We start from the raw sequence: 16,812 nt of genomic DNA, 5'->3' as shown, positions 1-16,812 counted from the left end.
CATGCTAAAAGTACTGGTACTTTTCCTGCTGTTGCTGGCTGGCGTCGTGCTGGGCCCGATGGTAGCCGGGCATCAGGGTTATGTGCTGATCCAGACTGATAACTGGAATATTGAGACCAGCGTGACCGGGCTGGGGATCATCCTGGTCCTGAGCCTGCTGGTGATTCTGCTGGCAGAGTGGATCCTGCGTCGTCTGTTCCGCACCGGCGTCCGTACGCGCGGCTGGTTCACCGGCCGCAAACGTCGCAGCGCGCAGCGTCATACGCAGCATGCGCTGATGAAGCTGGCTGAAGGTGACTATCAGCAGGCAGAGAAGCTGCTGGCGAAGAATGCCGATCACGCCGATCAGCCGGTAGCAAACTATCTGCTTGCGGCTGAAGCGGCACAGCAGCGCGGCGATGAAACCCGTGCTAATCAGCATCTGGAACGCGCTTCTGAACTGGCAGAGAACAATACTATCCCGGTGGAGATCACCCGGGTCCGGCTGCAGCTGGCGCGCAACGAAGATCATGCGGCGCGTCACGGTGTTGACCGTCTGCTGGAAGTTGCGCCGCGCCATCCGGAAGTGCTGCGTCTGGCGGAGCAGGCCTATATTCGTACCGGTGCCTGGGGTGCCCTGCTGGATATTCTGCCGGCGATGCAAAAGGCCAAAATTAACGATGATGCGCAGCGTCATGCGCTGCAGCAGCAGGCGTGGCTGGGGCTGATGAACCAGGCGATGGCCGATCAGGGTAGCGAGGGCCTGAAGCGCTGGTGGCAGAGTCAGAGCCGCAAAACGCGGCAGGAGACTGCGCTGCAGGTCGCCATGAGTGAGCATCTGATCGAGTGCAACGATCCCGACACGGCTCAGGATATCGTGCTGGACGGTCTGAAAAAGCAGTATGACGATCGGCTGGTGCTGCTGATGCCGCGCATTAAAAGCGGCAATCCTGATGCGCTGGAGAAAGCGCTGCGTCAGCAGATCAAACAGCATGGGGCAACGCCACTGCTGCACAGCACGCTGGGGCAGCTGCTGATGCGCCACGGCGAGTGGCAACAGGCGGCCGATGCGTTTGAGCAGGCGCTGGCGCAGCGTCCTGATGCGTTTGATTATGCCTGGCTGGCGGATGTCTACGATCGCCTGCAGCGTCCGGAGGATGCGGCCAGCATGCGCCGCGAGGGCCTGCTGCTGACGCTGAAGAACAATCCGGCAACCTGATTTATGCTTGTTGTTTGTCTGCCGGGCTTGTCCCGGCTTTTTTTTGCCTGAACCGTGTCATCCCCGCCGTAAGCAGATAAAAAAACACCTGCCAGAAGCAGGTGTAAGATCAGGTCGTAAGACAACTGATGGTATCCGACTCAACGTAATGTCCGTCTAACTACAGTAGCGCACAGCGTTACTGCCAGGCTGGACAACGGATACCGTAAGGGGCTCTGCATCATTCCCAGGTTTATGTCGCCTGAGCGGACATAAGAGGTGGAATGAGCATCTACGACAGGAAGTATTGCACAAGATGTGCCAGATTGGCATTTTTCTTAAAAAGCTTTTCTGGTTCAGAGAGTTAACGCTGCTGTTCTCTTATCTGAAAAGCGACATGCCGCAGGCAGTATGCGATTGCGGTCATTTCCGTCGCAAAACAGCGACAAATAGATCTCTTATGGAATAAATTCAATTTATTCAAAGCGTTATTTGTCGCAAAAATACGACAAAAACTGTAGCGGTCGCATTGCGGGTTTAAACCAGGGCGCCATTAATGGCGCCCCTACGGTTTGGTGGGGGCCGCGCATCGTATCGCAGATTTTTTTGCAGGGGTCGCATTTATGCGACCCTGGCCGCAGATTACACGCAAACGAAAAAAGCCTGCTTTTTCAAGCAGGCTTTTCGAATATGGTCGGCGAGAGAGGATTCGAACCTCCGACCCACTGGTCCCAAACCAGTTGCGCTACCAAGCTGCGCTACTCGCCGATTTTTTACTTCTTTACTTCTTTACTTCTTTACTAAAATTCTGCCTGGTGCGAAGAGAGGGACTTGAACCCTCACGTCCGTAAGAACACTAACACCTGAAGCTAGCGCGTCTACCAATTCCGCCACCTTCGCATGTCCCAGCAAAATCTGGGGTGGCTAATGGGACTCGAACCCACGACAACTGGAATCACAATCCAGGGCTCTACCAACTGAGCTATAGCCACCATAATTCTGGTGCGTAAGCTGTTACGCTTACTATTCACTGCATAACGCGGTTAAAACCAACCACCGAAGCTCTTGCGCCCAAAAGAAAATGGCGCGCCCGACAGGATTCGAACCTGAGACCTCTGCCTCCGGAGGGCAGCGCTCTATCCAGCTGAGCTACGGGCGCGTAGCGCCGTTGCGGATGGGCATACTACGTATTTGGCTTCACCCTGTCCAGTGCTTTTTAAAGAAAAAAACGCGTTTGGTTATGCTTTGTGCATTCCGTCGATAAATAGCGCAATTTCACGCTTATAAGCTAAAAAATTGCTGGATTAATCAGCAGCCTCAGAGATCGCCCCTCCAGTGATAGCGCAAATATTTCAGCAGCTTTAACTGCCGGCGCCAGCGTGAAGGCTGCCGGATCAGCCGATAGAGCCACTCCAGCCCCAGACGCTGCCAGAGACGCGGTGCACGGGTAACGTTGCCGGTAAAAACATCATAGGTGCCGCCTACTCCCATATAGAGTGCGTCGGGCCAGTGCTGGCGGCAGTCACGCATCAGAAGCTCCTGACGTGGTGAACCCTGCGCTACGGTAACGATTTTTGCGCCGCTCGCAGCGATACGTGCAAACAGCGCCTCACGGTCAGCCGGGGCAAAATAGCCGTTCTGGCTGCCGACAATATTTACATTCCACTGACGCTGCAGTTTGTCGCAGGTCTCCTGCAGTACCTGCTCGCGGCCGCCAATTAAAAATACCGGGATCCCGGCGCGTCCGGCGCGCTCCATCAGCGCCTCCCACAGATCGGCACCGGCAATGCGGCTGACCTGCAGCTGCGGATACTTTTTGCGCAGCGAGCGGACAATACTGATGCCATCCGGATATTTAAACTCAGCTTCGCTAATCAGAGCGCGTAGCTGCGCATCTTCTTCCAGCGTCAGCATCTTTTCAGCATTGATGGCAATCAGCGTACCGCGCCGGGGCGTGTTATCAGGCAGCAGAAAGCTGACAAAGCTCTCCATATCGTTAAACGCGTGCAGATCAACGCCGCGTATCGCGTAATGCGGCTCAGTGGTCGTCATGGTTTTCATCTTCCGTTTTGCCCGATGATCAGGAGGAACCGCGCAGCGCCTGAACACGACGCGGACGAATAAGCCCTGCGCGCGCCAGCAGCCAGCTGAGCAGCTTTGCCAGGCCTGTACAGGCGGCAAAAATGATGCAGAAAAACACCACGCGCGAGCCGAATGCGTCCAGCCCCTCGCGAGCGAGAACGATCATGTTAAACACCGCACCGAAGCAGAAACTCTGCAGCACCGCGCCGCTATAGCGGTTGTCGCTGTCACGTCCCTGCGTATAAAGCGCGTCAAAGCCTTTCATCAGGAGGCCCACCGCTACCGCACCCAGCGGAATAAACAGCACGCCACCCATGATCAGCAGCGAACCGATCAGCGTCGGCGAAATGGCCAGGCCGGAGTGGTTATTCAGCACTTCCCAGGTAAAGTAGTTAGCGCTGTTCAGGATCGCAGAGGGACGATCGGGCCACAGCCAGCCCGGAATAAAGACATAAAAGTCGCGCCAGAGCGGCGCCAGCCCCTGAAAATCGATTTTGTCATAGTTCTGCAGCAGCAGCGCCAGGTTCTCCCACGGCGAGAACGTATCCCGAGTCAGGTAGAGAAACGTATAAAAGGCCTCTGCCCCGGCCACATCCAGGTTGTAGCGCCGCAGCGCCAGCCAGAACATACCGCAGATCGCCATCGCGCCTGCCCCTGCCAGCATCCAGAGCGTGATCCAGCCGCGCGTAATACCAATAAACAGAAACAGCGCAAAGGCGATGATGATGTTCGCGCGCGTACCGCCCACCAGCGCATAGGTCAGCAAGCCAAACGCCACCGTTACCAGCAGAAACAGCAGCCACTGCCGCTGTGTCGGATGCAGAAAATAGCGGATCAGCATCGCCGGAATAAAGAAATAGAAGAAGCGCTTGAGCGCCACGCCAGAAACCTCACTCGAGAAAATCTGGTTATAGGCCGAGAGCCGGAACAGCAGCAGCCCGTTGTGCATGAAAAACACGGTCACCGTGCCAATCGCCACCAGCGCCAGCAGCAGGCAGGTGAGATGCGTCTCCACCCGATCCATTACCAGCCACGGCTTGCGCGGCGCGGCGCTGGCCGGTCGCAGCCGGACTTTATAACTGACGTAGTAAATAGCGTAGAAGCTGGTGGCTGCCAGCAGCGCCTGCAGCAGAAAGGCGGGCGGTACCACGGCCACATCAAAGCGGAATACCAGTACGCTGGTCAGCGGAAAACCAAAGTAGAAGGTCAGCAGAAACAGCAGCGTAAAGAAGAGATGAAAGTTAAAGCGCACGCGCCTGAACTCACGCCAGGTCAGCGTCAGGATAAAGCCCAGCGAGCAGAGATAAACCACCAGCAGACCACTAAACTGCAGCAGACTCATGATGCACTTCCTTCACTCAGGCTGAGCGCATGGCGCCAGCCGGCAAGATAGCCCGGCGCAAAAAAAGCGATGGCCGGTTTGTCGCACGCCGTCAGCTGGCGCTGCGCTTCCGCGATGCGGCTGGCATCAAGTTCGTCACAGCTGAACAGCACCGGGATGCCCTGCTCGCTGAGATCGCGCCAGAACGGATTTTTACGGTTCAGCACAAAGGGAATGTTAGCCTGAATCAGCAAACAGAGCGTGCCAATCCCCTGCTGCCGCTCAAACATAAAATAGCCAAGCTGGCAGCGTCTGAGCAACTGCAGGTAGGCTGGAAAATCGAGCCTGTCGCGGATCAGCGTAACCTGCCCGGCCGGAAACAGACGCTGCGCCGCCGCATCGATCTCATCAATATAGGCATAGTTGTTGGCCGGGTAGCCGAGCGGAACCAGCACGCTGACCTGCTCGCCAAACTGCCGGCGTATCGCCTGCAATCCTTCAATGTGCCGGTTGCTGCGGTCGCCGGAGTTGCCCAGCAGGATCGTCAGCGCACTGTCCGATGCTGTGGCTGCCGGCAGCGCAATATCAGGCATGCGCGTCGGAAAATAGAGCAGTGACGCCGGCACCTGCGGATGCCGCTGCTGATAAAAAAAGAGATCGCCGCGCGTAGCAAACACCTGTGCCATACGCCCCTGCGCGATGCGGCGCAGCAGATAGAACAGACGATATTTCAGCCCGGCACCCTCTTCATACAGGTCAGCTCCCCAGACATGCCAGAACGCCTGATGGCGGCGGATCTTTCCGCTGAGCAGCGCCAGCCAGATACGCGGGTTAAACTGTCCGTGAAAGAAAAAGCGCCGGGAGCGATCGGCGGCGCGCGCTATTACCGCCTGCGCCAGCGCGGCTTTAGTAGCGAAAGTTTCGATCTGCAGCTGGCTACAGGCGGGCAGCGAGCCAGGCGCAGCAACCACCATAAAGCGGCGCGGCGCGGCGGCAGGCAATTCAGTGCCTATCACGTCATTAAAGAAACGCAGCACCGTCTGATTGTGATGCGGGATATCAGATCCCAGCACATGAAATAACGTCATTTTGTCCGGCAATAAATCAGGAAAGCGCCACAGCAAAGGGCAAAATAGAGTATATAGGTCGCCATATACGCCTGCGCTGCGCCAGTCGCGCCGTGAAGCGGGATCAGCCAGCGCGAAAACAGCGTCAGCAAAGCAAACTGGCTGATCTCGGTGAGAATATAGAAGCGCAGCGACGCTTTGGCGATCACCAGATATCCGAAAACATAGGCGCCGACTTTAAAGAGATCGCCACATAACTGCCAGATAAAAAGATCGCGCATGTCGCTAAACTGCGGGGAAAACAGCAGCCAGATCGCCATGTCGCGCAGCAGCCAGACCGCGAAACTGGCGGCCGCTACCGCCGGCAGTACAAACCGCAGCGCGCGGCCTATCTCCCGTGCAATCTGCGGCTTATGCTCCAGGCGTGCCAGCGTCGGCAGCAGCCAGACGCTGAAAGTAGCGGTAATAAACTGCAGATAGGCGTCAGAGATCGTCGTCACGCCCTGCCATAATCCCACCTGCGCCCAGCCCTGCTGTTCCGCCAGCAGATTACGCATCATTACCCACGCAACCGGCAGCGTGATCGACGTTATCAGCGCCATCAGCGTATATTTTGCCAGGTTGCGTGCCAGTTCCGGCTGCCATACTGGCCTGAGCCAGCGCAGCGGCAGCACCGCACGATGGCGCCGCAGCATAATCAGCGCCGGTATCACCAGCAGCGCCGGGACCAGCGCCAGTCCCGCCAGCGCCCCCTGATAACCGCCCAGCCACCAGCAAATAATATAACCGGCCACCCCTGTCAGGCTGCCGGTTATCAGCGCCAGCGCATTGCCGCGCGCATCGCGAAAGCCTTTCAGCAGCGCCAGTGCCAGATTCGCCCAGGCGATGCCAAACTGCAGAAACGCCACGATGCGCACCACGCTCTGGTAGTGCTCGTGCCCAAACAGCATCCGGCTGACCGGTGCCGCCCCCAGCAGCAGACACGCGGCCAGCAGCGCCGAAAAGCCCAGCACCATCGCAGAGGCCGTACCGGTCAGCGCCCGCAGCTGCGCAGGTTCATGCTGCAGCTGCGCCACGCTGGCGGTCACGCCATTAAAAATGCCTGCGCCAGCCAGTACGCCGAGCACGGTAATCAGCTGCCGGAAGTTACCCGCCTGCCCGACGCCTTCCGGACCGAAACTCAGCGCCAGCAGCTTTATCACCAGCAGGCCAGCCGCAATTTTTACCAGCGTGGAGGTCGCGGTCCAGACCGATGCTTTTGCCAGCGACATCAGGCAAAGTAGCTCAGCAGAGAGCTAATCACGGTACGCTGATTGTTATCTGACAGGTTATAGAACAGCGGCAGGCGCAGCAGGCGCTCGCTGTCGCGCGTGGTGACGCGATCTTCACCGTGGAAGCGGCCAAATCGCTCACCGGCAGGCGACGTATGCAGCGGAATGTAGTGAAACACCGTGAGGATCTCCGCTTCTTTCATCCAGCGTATCAGCGCTTCGCGATCGTCACTATCGCGCAGTTTCAGATAGAACATATGCGCATTATGACGGCAGCTATCCGGCACTGCCGGCAGCGCGATCCGCCCCTGAGCCGCCAGCGGCTGCAGCGCGTCGTAGTAGCGCTGCCACAGTCGCAGTCGCTGCTGGTTAATAGTCTGCGCCGCTTCCAGCTGCGCCCAGAGATAGGCTGCCTGCAGATCGGCCATCAGGTAGCTTGAGCCGATATCGCGCCAGGTATATTTATCCACCTGACCACGAAAAAACTGACTGCGGTTGGTGCCTTTTTCCCGGATAATTTCAGCACGCTCGGTGAGCGCTGCATCATTTATCAGCGTCGCACCGCCTTCACCTCCGGCGGTGTAATTTTTCGTTTCGTGAAAGCTAAAGCAGCCGATGTGCCCGATGGTGCCAAGCGCGCGGCCTTTATACTGTGACATGACGCCCTGTGCAGCATCTTCAATGACATAAAGCTGATGCTTTGCAGCCAGCGCCATAATGGTGTCCATTTCACACGCCACGCCCGCATAGTGTACCGGTACGATAGCGCGCGTTTTCGGCGTGATCGCAGCCTCAATCAGTGTCTCATCGATGTTCATCGTATCCGGGCGCACGTCAACAAAGACAATGGTGGCGCCGCGCAGCACAAACGCGTTTGCGGTGGAGACAAAGGTATAGCTCGGCATGATCACTTCATCACCGGGCTCGATGTTGATCAGCAGCGCGGCCATCTCCAGCGAGGCGGTGCAGGAGGGCGTCAGCAGCACTTTTTTACTGCCAAAATGCTGCTCCATCCACTGCTGGCAGCGGCGGGTAAAGCCGCCGTCACCGCACAGCTTGCCGCTGGCCATCGCCGACTGCATATAGTCTGTTTCAGTGCCCACCACAGGGGGGGCGTTAAAAGGGATCATGATGCTTTCCTGTAAAACCAGTAGGCGGTGCTTTCCAGCCGGGCACCGCAGCGTAAATAGAGGCGCATCGCTGCAAGATTGCTGAGCTGCGTGGCAACTCGCAGCTGCGCCAGCTGGCGCACCCGGCCCCAGTCAGCCGCAGCCAGCAGCAGACGCTGGCCAATACCCTGCGACCGGGCATCAGGCAGCACCGCCAGCAGTCCGATACGCACATCGCCGTTCACTTCACGCAGGGAGACAAAGCCCTGCAGGCTGCCCTGTTCATCGCAGGCGATCAGACACTGGTGATCGAAGGTGCCGCGCACCGCGTTTTCAATCCACTGCGCATAAAACCGGCCGCTGTCGGCCGCGTCAAACCACGGGGCACGAAACCGGCTCTGGCTGAAGGCTTCTGCAGCGGCGGCACGCAACGCCGGGATTTGCGCCTCACGCGCAATTCGTACGCCAGGCTGACGCGCCGTCTGCGTCAGCGGTAACGTCAGATCGGCTTCTCCCTCAACCAGCTGAAAGCCGTGCTGGCAGACCGCATCAATCGCCGCGGTCTGCTCTGCCGGCACTTTTATCTGCAGCAGGCCTGTCACCTGCTGCAGCGCCTGCGGCAACGTTAGTTCACCCTGCAGCGTCAGGCGCGCCGTGGGCTGATGAAAGAAGTCACTCTCCCACTCAAGGGGATCAATACTGACGCGGACGGGCATGTAAAATATCCAGCAGATACTGGCCGTAGCCGGTTTTGGTTAACGCCTCGCCTGCCGCCTGTAGCTGAGCATCGCTCAGCCAGCCGTTGCGCCAGGCAATCTCTTCCAGGCAGGCTATCTTGAATCCCTGCCGCTTTTCTACCGTCTGCACAAAGACGCTGGCTTCAACCAGGCTGTCATGCGTACCGGTATCCAGCCAGGCGAACCCGCGACCCAGCAGCTCAACAGAGAGTGAGCCAGCCTCCAGGTACATCTGGTTAATCGCCGTAATCTCCAGCTCACCGCGCGCCGAGGGCTGGACGCGCTTTGCAAACTCCACCACGCGGCGATCGTAAAAATAGAGTCCGGTCACCGCCCAGCGCGATTTTGGCTGCGCCGGCTTCTCTTCGATTGAAAGCGCATTAAACGCCTCATCAAATTCCACCACGCCGAACCGCTCGGGATCCATCACCTGGTAAGCGAAGAGCGTCGCGCCTTCCGTTCGGGCAGCCACTTTTTTCAGCTTCGGACTAAAACCCTGACCAAAGTAGAGATTGTCGCCCAGCACCAGACAGCAGTGGTCGTCACCAATAAACGATTCACCAATAATAAACGCCTGCGCCAGTCCATCGGGGCTTGGCTGTTCAGCATAGGAGAGCCGGACACCAAACTCACTGCCATCCCCCAGCAGACGCTCAAAGTGCGCCCGGTCTTCAGGCGTGGTAATGATCAACACATCGCGGATGCCTGCCAGCATCAGGACAGAAAGGGGATAATAGATCATCGGCTTGTCATACACCGGCAGCAGCTGCTTGGAAATTGCGCGGGTAATCGGATGCAGGCGCGTTCCTGAACCACCCGCCAGAATAATACCTTTCATCATTGCTCCTTCTGGCTCTGCTTCAGCGCGATGCGGTTAAGCCGAGGCGTTCAGCGCGATAGCTGCCGTTGAGAATAGCCTGCCACCACTGCGGGTTGGCCAGATACCACTCCACCGTTTTACGTATGCCGCTCTCAAAGGTTTCCTGTGGCGTCCAGCCCAGCTCGCGGGCAATTTTGCTGGCATCGATGGCGTAACGCAGATCGTGTCCGGGACGGTCGCTAACAAAGGCGATCAGCTCGCGGTAGCTGTTAATCACCGCAGGACGCTGCCCGGCGGCAAGCTCATCGAGCAGATCGCACAGAGCGTGCACTACCTCAAGATTACGTCGCTCATTATGCCCGCCAATATTGTAGGTCTCTCCTGCTTTGCCGTGACTGACAACGGTATAGAGCGCGCGCGCATGATCTTCCACATAGAGCCAGTCGCGGATCTGGCTGCCGTTGCCGTAGACCGGCAGCGCCTTGCCCGCCAGCGCATTGATGATAGTCAGCGGGATCAGCTTCTCCGGAAAATGGCACGGGCCATAATTATTGGAGCAGTTGGTGACGATCACCGGCAGTCCATACGTTCGCATCCAGGCACGCATCAGATGATCGCTGCTGGCTTTTGATGCGGAGTAGGGGCTGCTCGGCGCATAAGGCGTGGTTTCGGTGAAAAAATCATCCGTACCGTGCAGATCGCCAAAGACTTCGTCTGTGGAAATATGGTGCAGCAGGAAGCCAGCTTTGCGCGTGCTCTCCATCGCCTGCCAGTAGTGGCGTACCGCTTCCAGCAGATGATAAGTGCCGACAATATTGGTTTCGATAAAGGCAAATGGCCCATCAATCGAGCGGTCGACGTGGCTTTCTGCTGCCAGATGCATTACGCAGTCGGGCTGATACTGCGCCAGCACCCGATCAAGCTCCGGCCGGTTACAGATATCAACCTGTTCAAAGGCAAAACGCGGATGCTGCTGCACGCCCGCCAGCGACGCCAGATTGCCGGCGTAGCTTAGCTTATCCACCACCACGACCTGATGCTCCGTGCTTTCAATCAGAAAGCGCACCAGCGCTGAGCCTATAAATCCCGCGCCGCCGGTGATCAGAAAGCGTTTCATCGCCATACCCCTTTGGTATCGACAATCCACGGCTGGGCAATCTGCGCAGCGTCAATGGCCCGGAACTGTGCATGATCAACCAGCATCACCAGAATGTCAGCCTGCTGTAGCGCCTGCTCCACGGATACCAGCGAGGCGTCCTGCCCCAGCCGGTCAGGAATCGACGTAACGTGCGGCTCGACAACCCAGGTCTCTCCGCTGTGCCACGCCGCAATGCGCTGCGCGACCGCCATCGCCGGGCTCTCACGCAGATCGTCGATATCGGGCTTAAACGCCAGCCCGAAACAGGCAATAGCGATCTCGCTGGCGCGCTTATCGCTCTGCGTCGCGCACTCCGCCAGCGCCTGTTTTACCTGCTCCAGTACCCAGCCAGGTTTGGCATCATTCACTTCACGCGCGGTGCGAATCAGCCGCGCCTGCTGCGGGTTCTGCGCCACAATAAACCACGGGTCGACGGCAATACAGTGTCCGCCCACGCCCGGTCCGGGCTGCAGAATATTGACGCGCGGATGCCGGTTCGCCAGCGCAATCAGCTCCCAGACGTTGATCTTCTGATCGGCGCAGATCAGCGACAGCTCATTAGCAAAAGCGATATTGACATCGCGGAAGCTGTTTTCCGTCAGCTTGCACATCTCCGCCGTACGCGCGTTGGTTTCAACGCAGGCTCCGCGCAGGAAAATACGGTACAGCTCGCTGGCACGCGCCGAACAGGCGGGCGTCATGCCGCCAATCACGCGATCGTTCTCCAGCAGTTCGGTCATCACCTTGCCAGGCAGCACCCGCTCCGGACAGTAGGCGATAAAGATATCGCTCTCGCCCTCATGCTGAGGAAAACGCAGATCGGGACGCGCCTCGGCCAGCCATTCCGCCATCTGCTCTGTGGCGCCGACCGGCGAAGTCGACTCCAGAATCACCAGATCGCCTGTTTTCAGTACCGGTGCCAGCGACAGCGCGGCCGCGCGGACAAAGCTCAGGTCTGGCTGATGATCGTTCATAAAGGGCGTGGGGACAGCGATCAGAAACGCATCTGCCGGTTCTGCCGTCGTGGTGGCGCGCAGCAGCCCCTGCTGCACCGCCTGCCGGACCACCTCGCCGAGATCGGGCTCCACGATGTGGATTTCCCCCCGGTTAATGGTTTCAACGGCGCGCAGATTGACATCCACGCCCACGACCTGCTTTCCCCTTGAAGCGAAAACGGCTGCCGTTGGCAGCCCGATGTAACCCAGTCCGATCACGGAAATGGTATTAAAAGACATAATTAAACTCTGTTGTTGTTCAGCGCCTGCAGAATGCGTGCGCAGGCGTGGCCGTCGCCATAAGGGTTGTGTGCCCGGCTCATACTCTGCCACGCCTCTTCGTCCTGCAGCAGCAGGGTGACTTCAGCGACAATGGTATCGACATCGGTGCCAACCAGTTTTACCGTCCCTGCCGCGACCGCTTCCGGCCGCTCCGTGGTATCGCGCATCACCAGCACCGGTTTCCCCAGCGACGGCGCCTCTTCCTGAATTCCGCCGGAATCGGTGAGGATCAGCCAGGCACGGTTCATCAACCAGACAAACGGCAGATACTCCTGCGGTTCGATCAGAATAATATTGTCGATACCGCTAAGTATCCGGTTAACCGGCTCGCTGACGTTGGGATTGAGATGCACCGGATAGACGATCTGCGCCTGCGGATGAAGGCGCGCAATCTGCGCCAGCGCACTGCAGATACGCTCAAAGCCCTTACCAAAACTTTCGCGCCGGTGACCGGTAACCAGGATCAGCTTTTTGTCCGATTCCAGAAACGGATAGTGCGCCGCCAGGCGGGCATTGAGATCGGCGTTGGTCAGCACGCGATCGCGCACCCACAGCAGCGCGTCGATTACCGTATTGCCGGTGACAAAGATACGCGCATCAGGCAGGTTTTCCCGCAGCAGGTTCTGCCGCGATGTGGTGGTCGGCGTGAAGTGATAGCTTGCCAGATGGCCTGTGAGCGTGCGGTTAGCCTCCTCCGGCCAGGGCGACATCAGATTACCGGTGCGTAAACCAGCCTCGACGTGTCCCACCGGGATCTGCTGATAAAAGGCCGCCAGGCTGGCAGCCAGCGTGGTGGTGGTATCACCGTGCACCAGCACCACATCAGGTTTAAAATCGGCTAAAACGGTTTTCATGCCCTGCAGAATACGGCAGGTAATCTCGGTCAGCCCCTGCTCCGGGCGCATGATATTTAAATCGTAATCGGGCTGCAGCTGAAACAGATGCAGCACCTGATCGAGCATTTCACGGTGCTGTGCGGTGACGCACAGGCGGGATTCAAACGCAGCATCCTGCGCCAGTGCCTGCACCAGCGGCGCCATTTTGATGGCTTCAGGACGGGTGCCAAATACAGTCAGTACTTTCACGCTGATTCTCTTATTGGCGAATAGCTGATAACGCGCGCGGCCGGCGCACCAGCGCCACACCCGCTCCGACCAGCGCCCCGATCGCTCCCCACATCACCATCATAAACAGACGGCGCGGGCTGTCGCGTGAAACGGGCTCTTCCGGCGTGCGCAGGTAGCGGTAAGTCTGGAACTGTTTATCAAGGCGTGGGCCAGCCTGTAACGTGCTCAGCATCGCCCTGTTTTGATCATAGCTCAAATCGTAGGCGGGGCCGCTGGCCTGCAGCATATCGAGCTGCGCCTGTAGCCGCTGCTGGCCCAGTAAAAAGCGATCGCTCTCTGGCAGGCTCTCACCTGCAGCAGGCGCACGGTTATCGGTAATACCCTGCTGACTGGCGAGCTTCAGCGCCTGCTCAATGCGCTGACGCTGGCGATCGTACACCGCCTGCGCCACCGCCTGCTGCCGGTCAACCTGCGACTGCAGCTGCACGTTGCGCGCCTGCCATGCGCCTTTCAGCTCTTCATTCAGATGGCGTGCCGCACGCTCGCTGGCGTAAGCAATATACTGACGCAGAAGATTGTTAGCATCACCGGCGGTTTCTGCCACCAGCCGCACCGTATCAAGCGTGTTGTGCGCACTATCTGCCGGCATAAACTGGATGTTGGTGATCATATCGTCCAGCAAGGCCGCATCATTATGCGCATTACCACTTTTACGGCTTTTAAAATAGTCGGTCTGCTGCCAGAAATCGCGCCGCGTATCCCATGAAGCGAGCTGCATGGTGAACTCCTGATAGACCTCATCCATTACGGTAGGGGCCGGATTATTCAGGCTCAGCGTATTGCTGTGGATATCGAGGTTGTTCAGAAACTGCTGCTGTACATAGTAGTCGCCCAGCATGTTAACCGTAGGCCGGTCGGTGACTGCCGTGGTGCTCCACGCCTGCTTCATCAGCATTGAAGCGAGCCAGGCCAGCAGGGCAAACAGAACAGCGCAGCCCGCTATCCAGCGTTTACCGCGCCACAGCGTGCAGCCCAGGCCGCGAATATCCAGTTCGTTCTCCACAACAGAGTTCATAACAGCGGTGTCCTTATCTGATGCTTATCCAGGTCATGTTTTATTGATATGCGCTTGATTCCATCTGCGCTTGAGACGGCGAATCATTCGTGCCATACGCCACGCGTGTTTAATGCAGTAGCCATAGAGCAGAAATGCTACCAGGAAGAGCACCAGCATGACCCACTCAGGTATGAACGCCAGATATTCGCCGAGCACGCCGATGCCTGCCAGCAGCGCCGCCGCCAGCGTGATCAGTAAAAAAGCCTGACGTGACGAGAAACCGGCACGCATGATGAGATGGTGAATATGTTGCCTGTCGGCTGAGAATGGACTCATGCCCTTGCGCAGCCGGCGATACATGATAGCCACCATATCCATCAGCGGGATGGCGATCAGCCACAGCGCTGTTACCGGCGTAATAGGATGGCTCAGGCCCTGTGTCGTTTCCAGCAGGATCCAGATAATGGTGAAACCGATCATGGTGCTGCCGGCATCACCCATAAACACTTTATAGCGTTTGCCCAGAAAACCGAGGTTCAGCAAAATATAGGGAATAGTGGCGGCGATCATGGCAAAACACCACATTGCCAGGCTGGTCATGCCGTCAAAATAGAGAATGATCCCCATTGCACCGAACGTTACGCAGGAGAGTCCGCCCAGCAGACCATCGATACCGTCGACCATGTTAAACGCATTAATTGCCGCCCAGACGGCGAACAGCGTTAATACGTAGCCAAAGGGACCGACGACAATCTCCACCGGACCCACAATAAAACCGAGACTCAGCAAATAGAGCTTGGCGCCATACATCATGACAACGGCGATAATCGCCTGCATACAGGCGCGAAACTTTACGCTGATATCAAAGCGATCGTCGAGTGCGCCGACCAGCACCAGCACGCCGGCACAGAAGAGATAGAGCAGGCCGTTCGGCATATAGGACTGCGTAATAAGGAAAGCGAAGCAAACGCCAGCGTAAACGGAAATACCGCCAACGAGAGGGATAACGCCCTGATGCTTTTTCCTTGCATTAGGCTTATCAACTAATCCGATTTTTTTTGCGACCTTACGGGCCATAAAAAGGAATGCCAGAGAGAAGAGAAAAGTTAAACCCAGCTCTGCACCCATAGTGAGTAAATTCACATTAACGCTCTCAGCTAAAATCGTGGACAACAATAAGCAAAATCCCGGTTATTGCTGTATATCCCTGTCTGACCAGGCCGCAGCGCGCGCGGTTGCTGAAAAAATCGCCGCCTTTCTGCTTGCGTCATTCTAAAACTTTTCTGACTCGCCTAATCCTAATGCGCACAAATAAAAAACGCCACGATAAGCCGTGGCGTTTAACAGAAATAATGCCGATTTATTACCTGCGTAACAATATCATTGTTTCGCTTTTAACCGCTTATGAACGCTTCATCATGTCGAAGAATTCATCGTTGGTTTTGGTCATCGCCAGCTTGTTGATGAGGAACTCCATCGCGTCAATCTCGCCCATCGGGTGAATAATTTTGCGCAGGATCCACATCTTCTGCAGCTCTTCCTGAGAGGTGAGCAGCTCTTCTTTACGGGTACCGGAACGGTTGTAGTCAATTGCCGGGAAGACGCGTTTTTCCGCAATCTTACGCGACAGGTGCAGTTCCATGTTACCTGTACCTTTAAACTCTTCGTAAATGACTTCATCCATTTTCGAACCGGTATCAACCAGCGCTGTGGCGATGATAGTCAGGCTACCGCCCTCTTCCACGTTACGTGCTGCACCGAAGAAACGCTTCGGACGATGCAGGGCGTTGGCATCAACACCACCGGTCAGGACTTTACCTGAGGCAGGAACCACGGTGTTATACGCACGCGCCAGACGGGTGATTGAGTCGAGCAGGATGATGACATCTTTTTTATGCTCGACCAGGCGCTTGGCCTTTTCGATGACCATTTCAGCAACCTGCACGTGGCGGGATGCAGGCTCATCGAAGGTAGAGGCGATAACTTCACCTTTAACCAGACGCTGCATCTCGGTCACTTCTTCCGGGCGCTCGTCAATCAGCAGCACCATCAGGACGCAATCCGGATGATTATACGCAATGCTCTGCGCAATGTTCTGCAGCAGCATGGTTTTACCCGCTTTTGGCGGTGCCACAATCAGGCCACGCTGGCCGCGGCCAATTGGCGACGCCAGATCCAGCACGCGAGCGGTTAAGTCTTCAGTTGAGCCATTACCCCGCTCCATACGCAGACGACTGTTAGCGTGCAGCGGCGTGAGGTTTTCGAACAGAATCTTACTGCGGGCGTTTTCCGGCTTGTCGTAGTTAACTTCGTTAACTTTCAGCAGGGCAAAATAGCGCTCACCCTCTTTTGGCGGACGGATTTTACCGGAAATGGTGTCGCCGGTACGCAGGTTAAAACGACGAATCTGGCTGGGGGAAACATAGATATCGTCAGGACCGGCGAGGTAGGAGCTGTCTCCGGAACGGAGGAATCCAAATCCGTCCTGCAATATCTCCAGCACGCCATCACCAAAGATGTCTTCGCCGCTCTTCGCATGTTGTTTGAGGATGGCGAAAATAATGTCCTGTTTGCGCATGCGCGCCAGGTTTTCCAGCCCCATATTTTCGCCGAGAGTAATCAGCTCAGAAACCGGCGTATTCTTTAATTCGGTAAGATTCATAGTGATGGGTTCTTAAACTCGGGGTAA

Annotated in this window: 14 protein-coding genes and 4 tRNA genes; 1 reads left to right on the top strand and 17 read right to left on the bottom strand. The window is 57.1% G+C overall.

The genetic code is table 11. The features are described 5' to 3' along the window. Position 1 precedes the first annotated feature (1 nt). Positions 2 to 1,198 (top strand): protoheme IX biogenesis protein HemY, encoded by a 1,197-nt coding sequence (gene hemY, locus B4M48_RS14475; RefSeq protein WP_071668214.1) that lies wholly within the window; start codon positions 2 to 4, stop codon positions 1,196 to 1,198. Between the two features lie 670 nt (positions 1,199 to 1,868). Here hemY and B4M48_RS14470 read toward each other — a convergent pair. From B4M48_RS14470 to rho, 17 genes are all read right to left on the bottom strand, one after another. Next, positions 1,869 to 1,945, bottom strand: a tRNA-Pro gene (locus tag B4M48_RS14470). Between the two features lie 45 nt (positions 1,946 to 1,990). Beyond that, a tRNA-Leu gene (locus tag B4M48_RS14465) sits at positions 1,991 to 2,077 on the bottom strand. A gap of 16 nt (positions 2,078 to 2,093) precedes the next feature. Then, positions 2,094 to 2,169: transfer RNA gene (locus B4M48_RS14460), tRNA-His, on the bottom strand. Between the two features lie 90 nt (positions 2,170 to 2,259). Further along, positions 2,260 to 2,336: transfer RNA gene (locus tag B4M48_RS14455), tRNA-Arg, on the bottom strand. A gap of 158 nt (positions 2,337 to 2,494) precedes the next feature. Further along, positions 2,495 to 3,238, bottom strand: coding sequence for a lipopolysaccharide N-acetylmannosaminouronosyltransferase (gene wecG, locus B4M48_RS14450; protein WP_288657072.1), 744 nt, complete (start codon positions 3,236 to 3,238; stop codon positions 2,495 to 2,497). A gap of 19 nt (positions 3,239 to 3,257) precedes the next feature. Next, positions 3,258 to 4,601 (bottom strand): ECA oligosaccharide polymerase, encoded by a 1,344-nt coding sequence (gene wzyE, locus B4M48_RS14445; protein WP_039381732.1) that lies wholly within the window; start codon positions 4,599 to 4,601, stop codon positions 3,258 to 3,260. After that, complete coding sequence (locus B4M48_RS14440; protein WP_039381728.1) at positions 4,598 to 5,668, bottom strand: TDP-N-acetylfucosamine:lipid II N-acetylfucosaminyltransferase; 1,071 nt, start codon at positions 5,666 to 5,668, stop codon at positions 4,598 to 4,600. Before B4M48_RS14440 ends, wzyE begins: the two co-directional genes overlap by 4 nt. Beyond that, complete coding sequence (gene wzxE / locus B4M48_RS14435; RefSeq protein ID WP_288657070.1) at positions 5,665 to 6,918, bottom strand: lipid III flippase WzxE; 1,254 nt, start codon at positions 6,916 to 6,918, stop codon at positions 5,665 to 5,667. Before wzxE ends, B4M48_RS14440 begins: the two co-directional genes overlap by 4 nt. Beyond that, positions 6,918 to 8,048: a dTDP-4-amino-4,6-dideoxygalactose transaminase gene (rffA, locus tag B4M48_RS14430; RefSeq protein WP_071668217.1), complete on the bottom strand. Its 1,131-nt coding sequence runs from the start codon at positions 8,046 to 8,048 to the stop codon at positions 6,918 to 6,920. The genes wzxE and rffA overlap by 1 nt, the downstream gene beginning before the upstream one ends. Then, complete coding sequence (rffC, locus tag B4M48_RS14425; RefSeq protein WP_288657067.1) at positions 8,045 to 8,743, bottom strand: dTDP-4-amino-4,6-dideoxy-D-galactose acyltransferase; 699 nt, start codon at positions 8,741 to 8,743, stop codon at positions 8,045 to 8,047. The genes rffA and rffC overlap by 4 nt, the downstream gene beginning before the upstream one ends. Beyond that, on the bottom strand, positions 8,721 to 9,602 hold the full coding sequence (gene rfbA, locus B4M48_RS14420) for a glucose-1-phosphate thymidylyltransferase RfbA (RefSeq protein ID WP_039381718.1): 882 nt from the start codon (positions 9,600 to 9,602) through the stop codon (positions 8,721 to 8,723). Before rfbA ends, rffC begins: the two co-directional genes overlap by 23 nt. Before the next feature lie 22 nt (positions 9,603 to 9,624). Then, a complete protein-coding gene (gene rfbB / locus B4M48_RS14415) occupies positions 9,625 to 10,701 on the bottom strand; it encodes a dTDP-glucose 4,6-dehydratase (protein ID WP_288657064.1) in 1,077 nt (358 codons plus the stop codon). After that, positions 10,698 to 11,957 (bottom strand): UDP-N-acetyl-D-mannosamine dehydrogenase, encoded by a 1,260-nt coding sequence (gene wecC / locus B4M48_RS14410; protein WP_071668218.1) that lies wholly within the window; start codon positions 11,955 to 11,957, stop codon positions 10,698 to 10,700. Before wecC ends, rfbB begins: the two co-directional genes overlap by 4 nt. 2 nt (positions 11,958 to 11,959) lie before the next feature. Continuing rightward, positions 11,960 to 13,084, bottom strand: coding sequence for a non-hydrolyzing UDP-N-acetylglucosamine 2-epimerase (gene wecB / locus B4M48_RS14405; RefSeq protein ID WP_039385676.1), 1,125 nt, complete (start codon positions 13,082 to 13,084; stop codon positions 11,960 to 11,962). A 10-nt stretch (positions 13,085 to 13,094) separates the two neighbouring features. After that, a complete protein-coding gene (gene wzzE / locus B4M48_RS14400; protein WP_071668219.1) occupies positions 13,095 to 14,141 on the bottom strand; it encodes an ECA polysaccharide chain length modulation protein in 1,047 nt (348 codons plus the stop codon). Between the two features lie 33 nt (positions 14,142 to 14,174). After that, on the bottom strand, positions 14,175 to 15,251 hold the full coding sequence (gene wecA, locus B4M48_RS14395; RefSeq protein ID WP_071668220.1) for a UDP-N-acetylglucosamine--undecaprenyl-phosphate N-acetylglucosaminephosphotransferase: 1,077 nt from the start codon (positions 15,249 to 15,251) through the stop codon (positions 14,175 to 14,177). 274 nt (positions 15,252 to 15,525) lie between these two features. Next, positions 15,526 to 16,785: a transcription termination factor Rho gene (gene rho / locus B4M48_RS14390; protein ID WP_039381703.1), complete on the bottom strand. Its 1,260-nt coding sequence runs from the start codon at positions 16,783 to 16,785 to the stop codon at positions 15,526 to 15,528. Between the last annotated feature and the right edge of the window lie 27 nt (positions 16,786 to 16,812).

The sequence above is a fragment of the Pantoea sp. UBA6567 genome (assembly GCF_002434165.1).
Classification (GTDB): Bacteria; Pseudomonadota; Gammaproteobacteria; order Enterobacterales; family Enterobacteriaceae; genus Pantoea; species Pantoea eucrina.
Note: the sequence above shows the minus strand (reverse complement) of the source record. Positions and strands in the feature narration are given on the sequence as shown.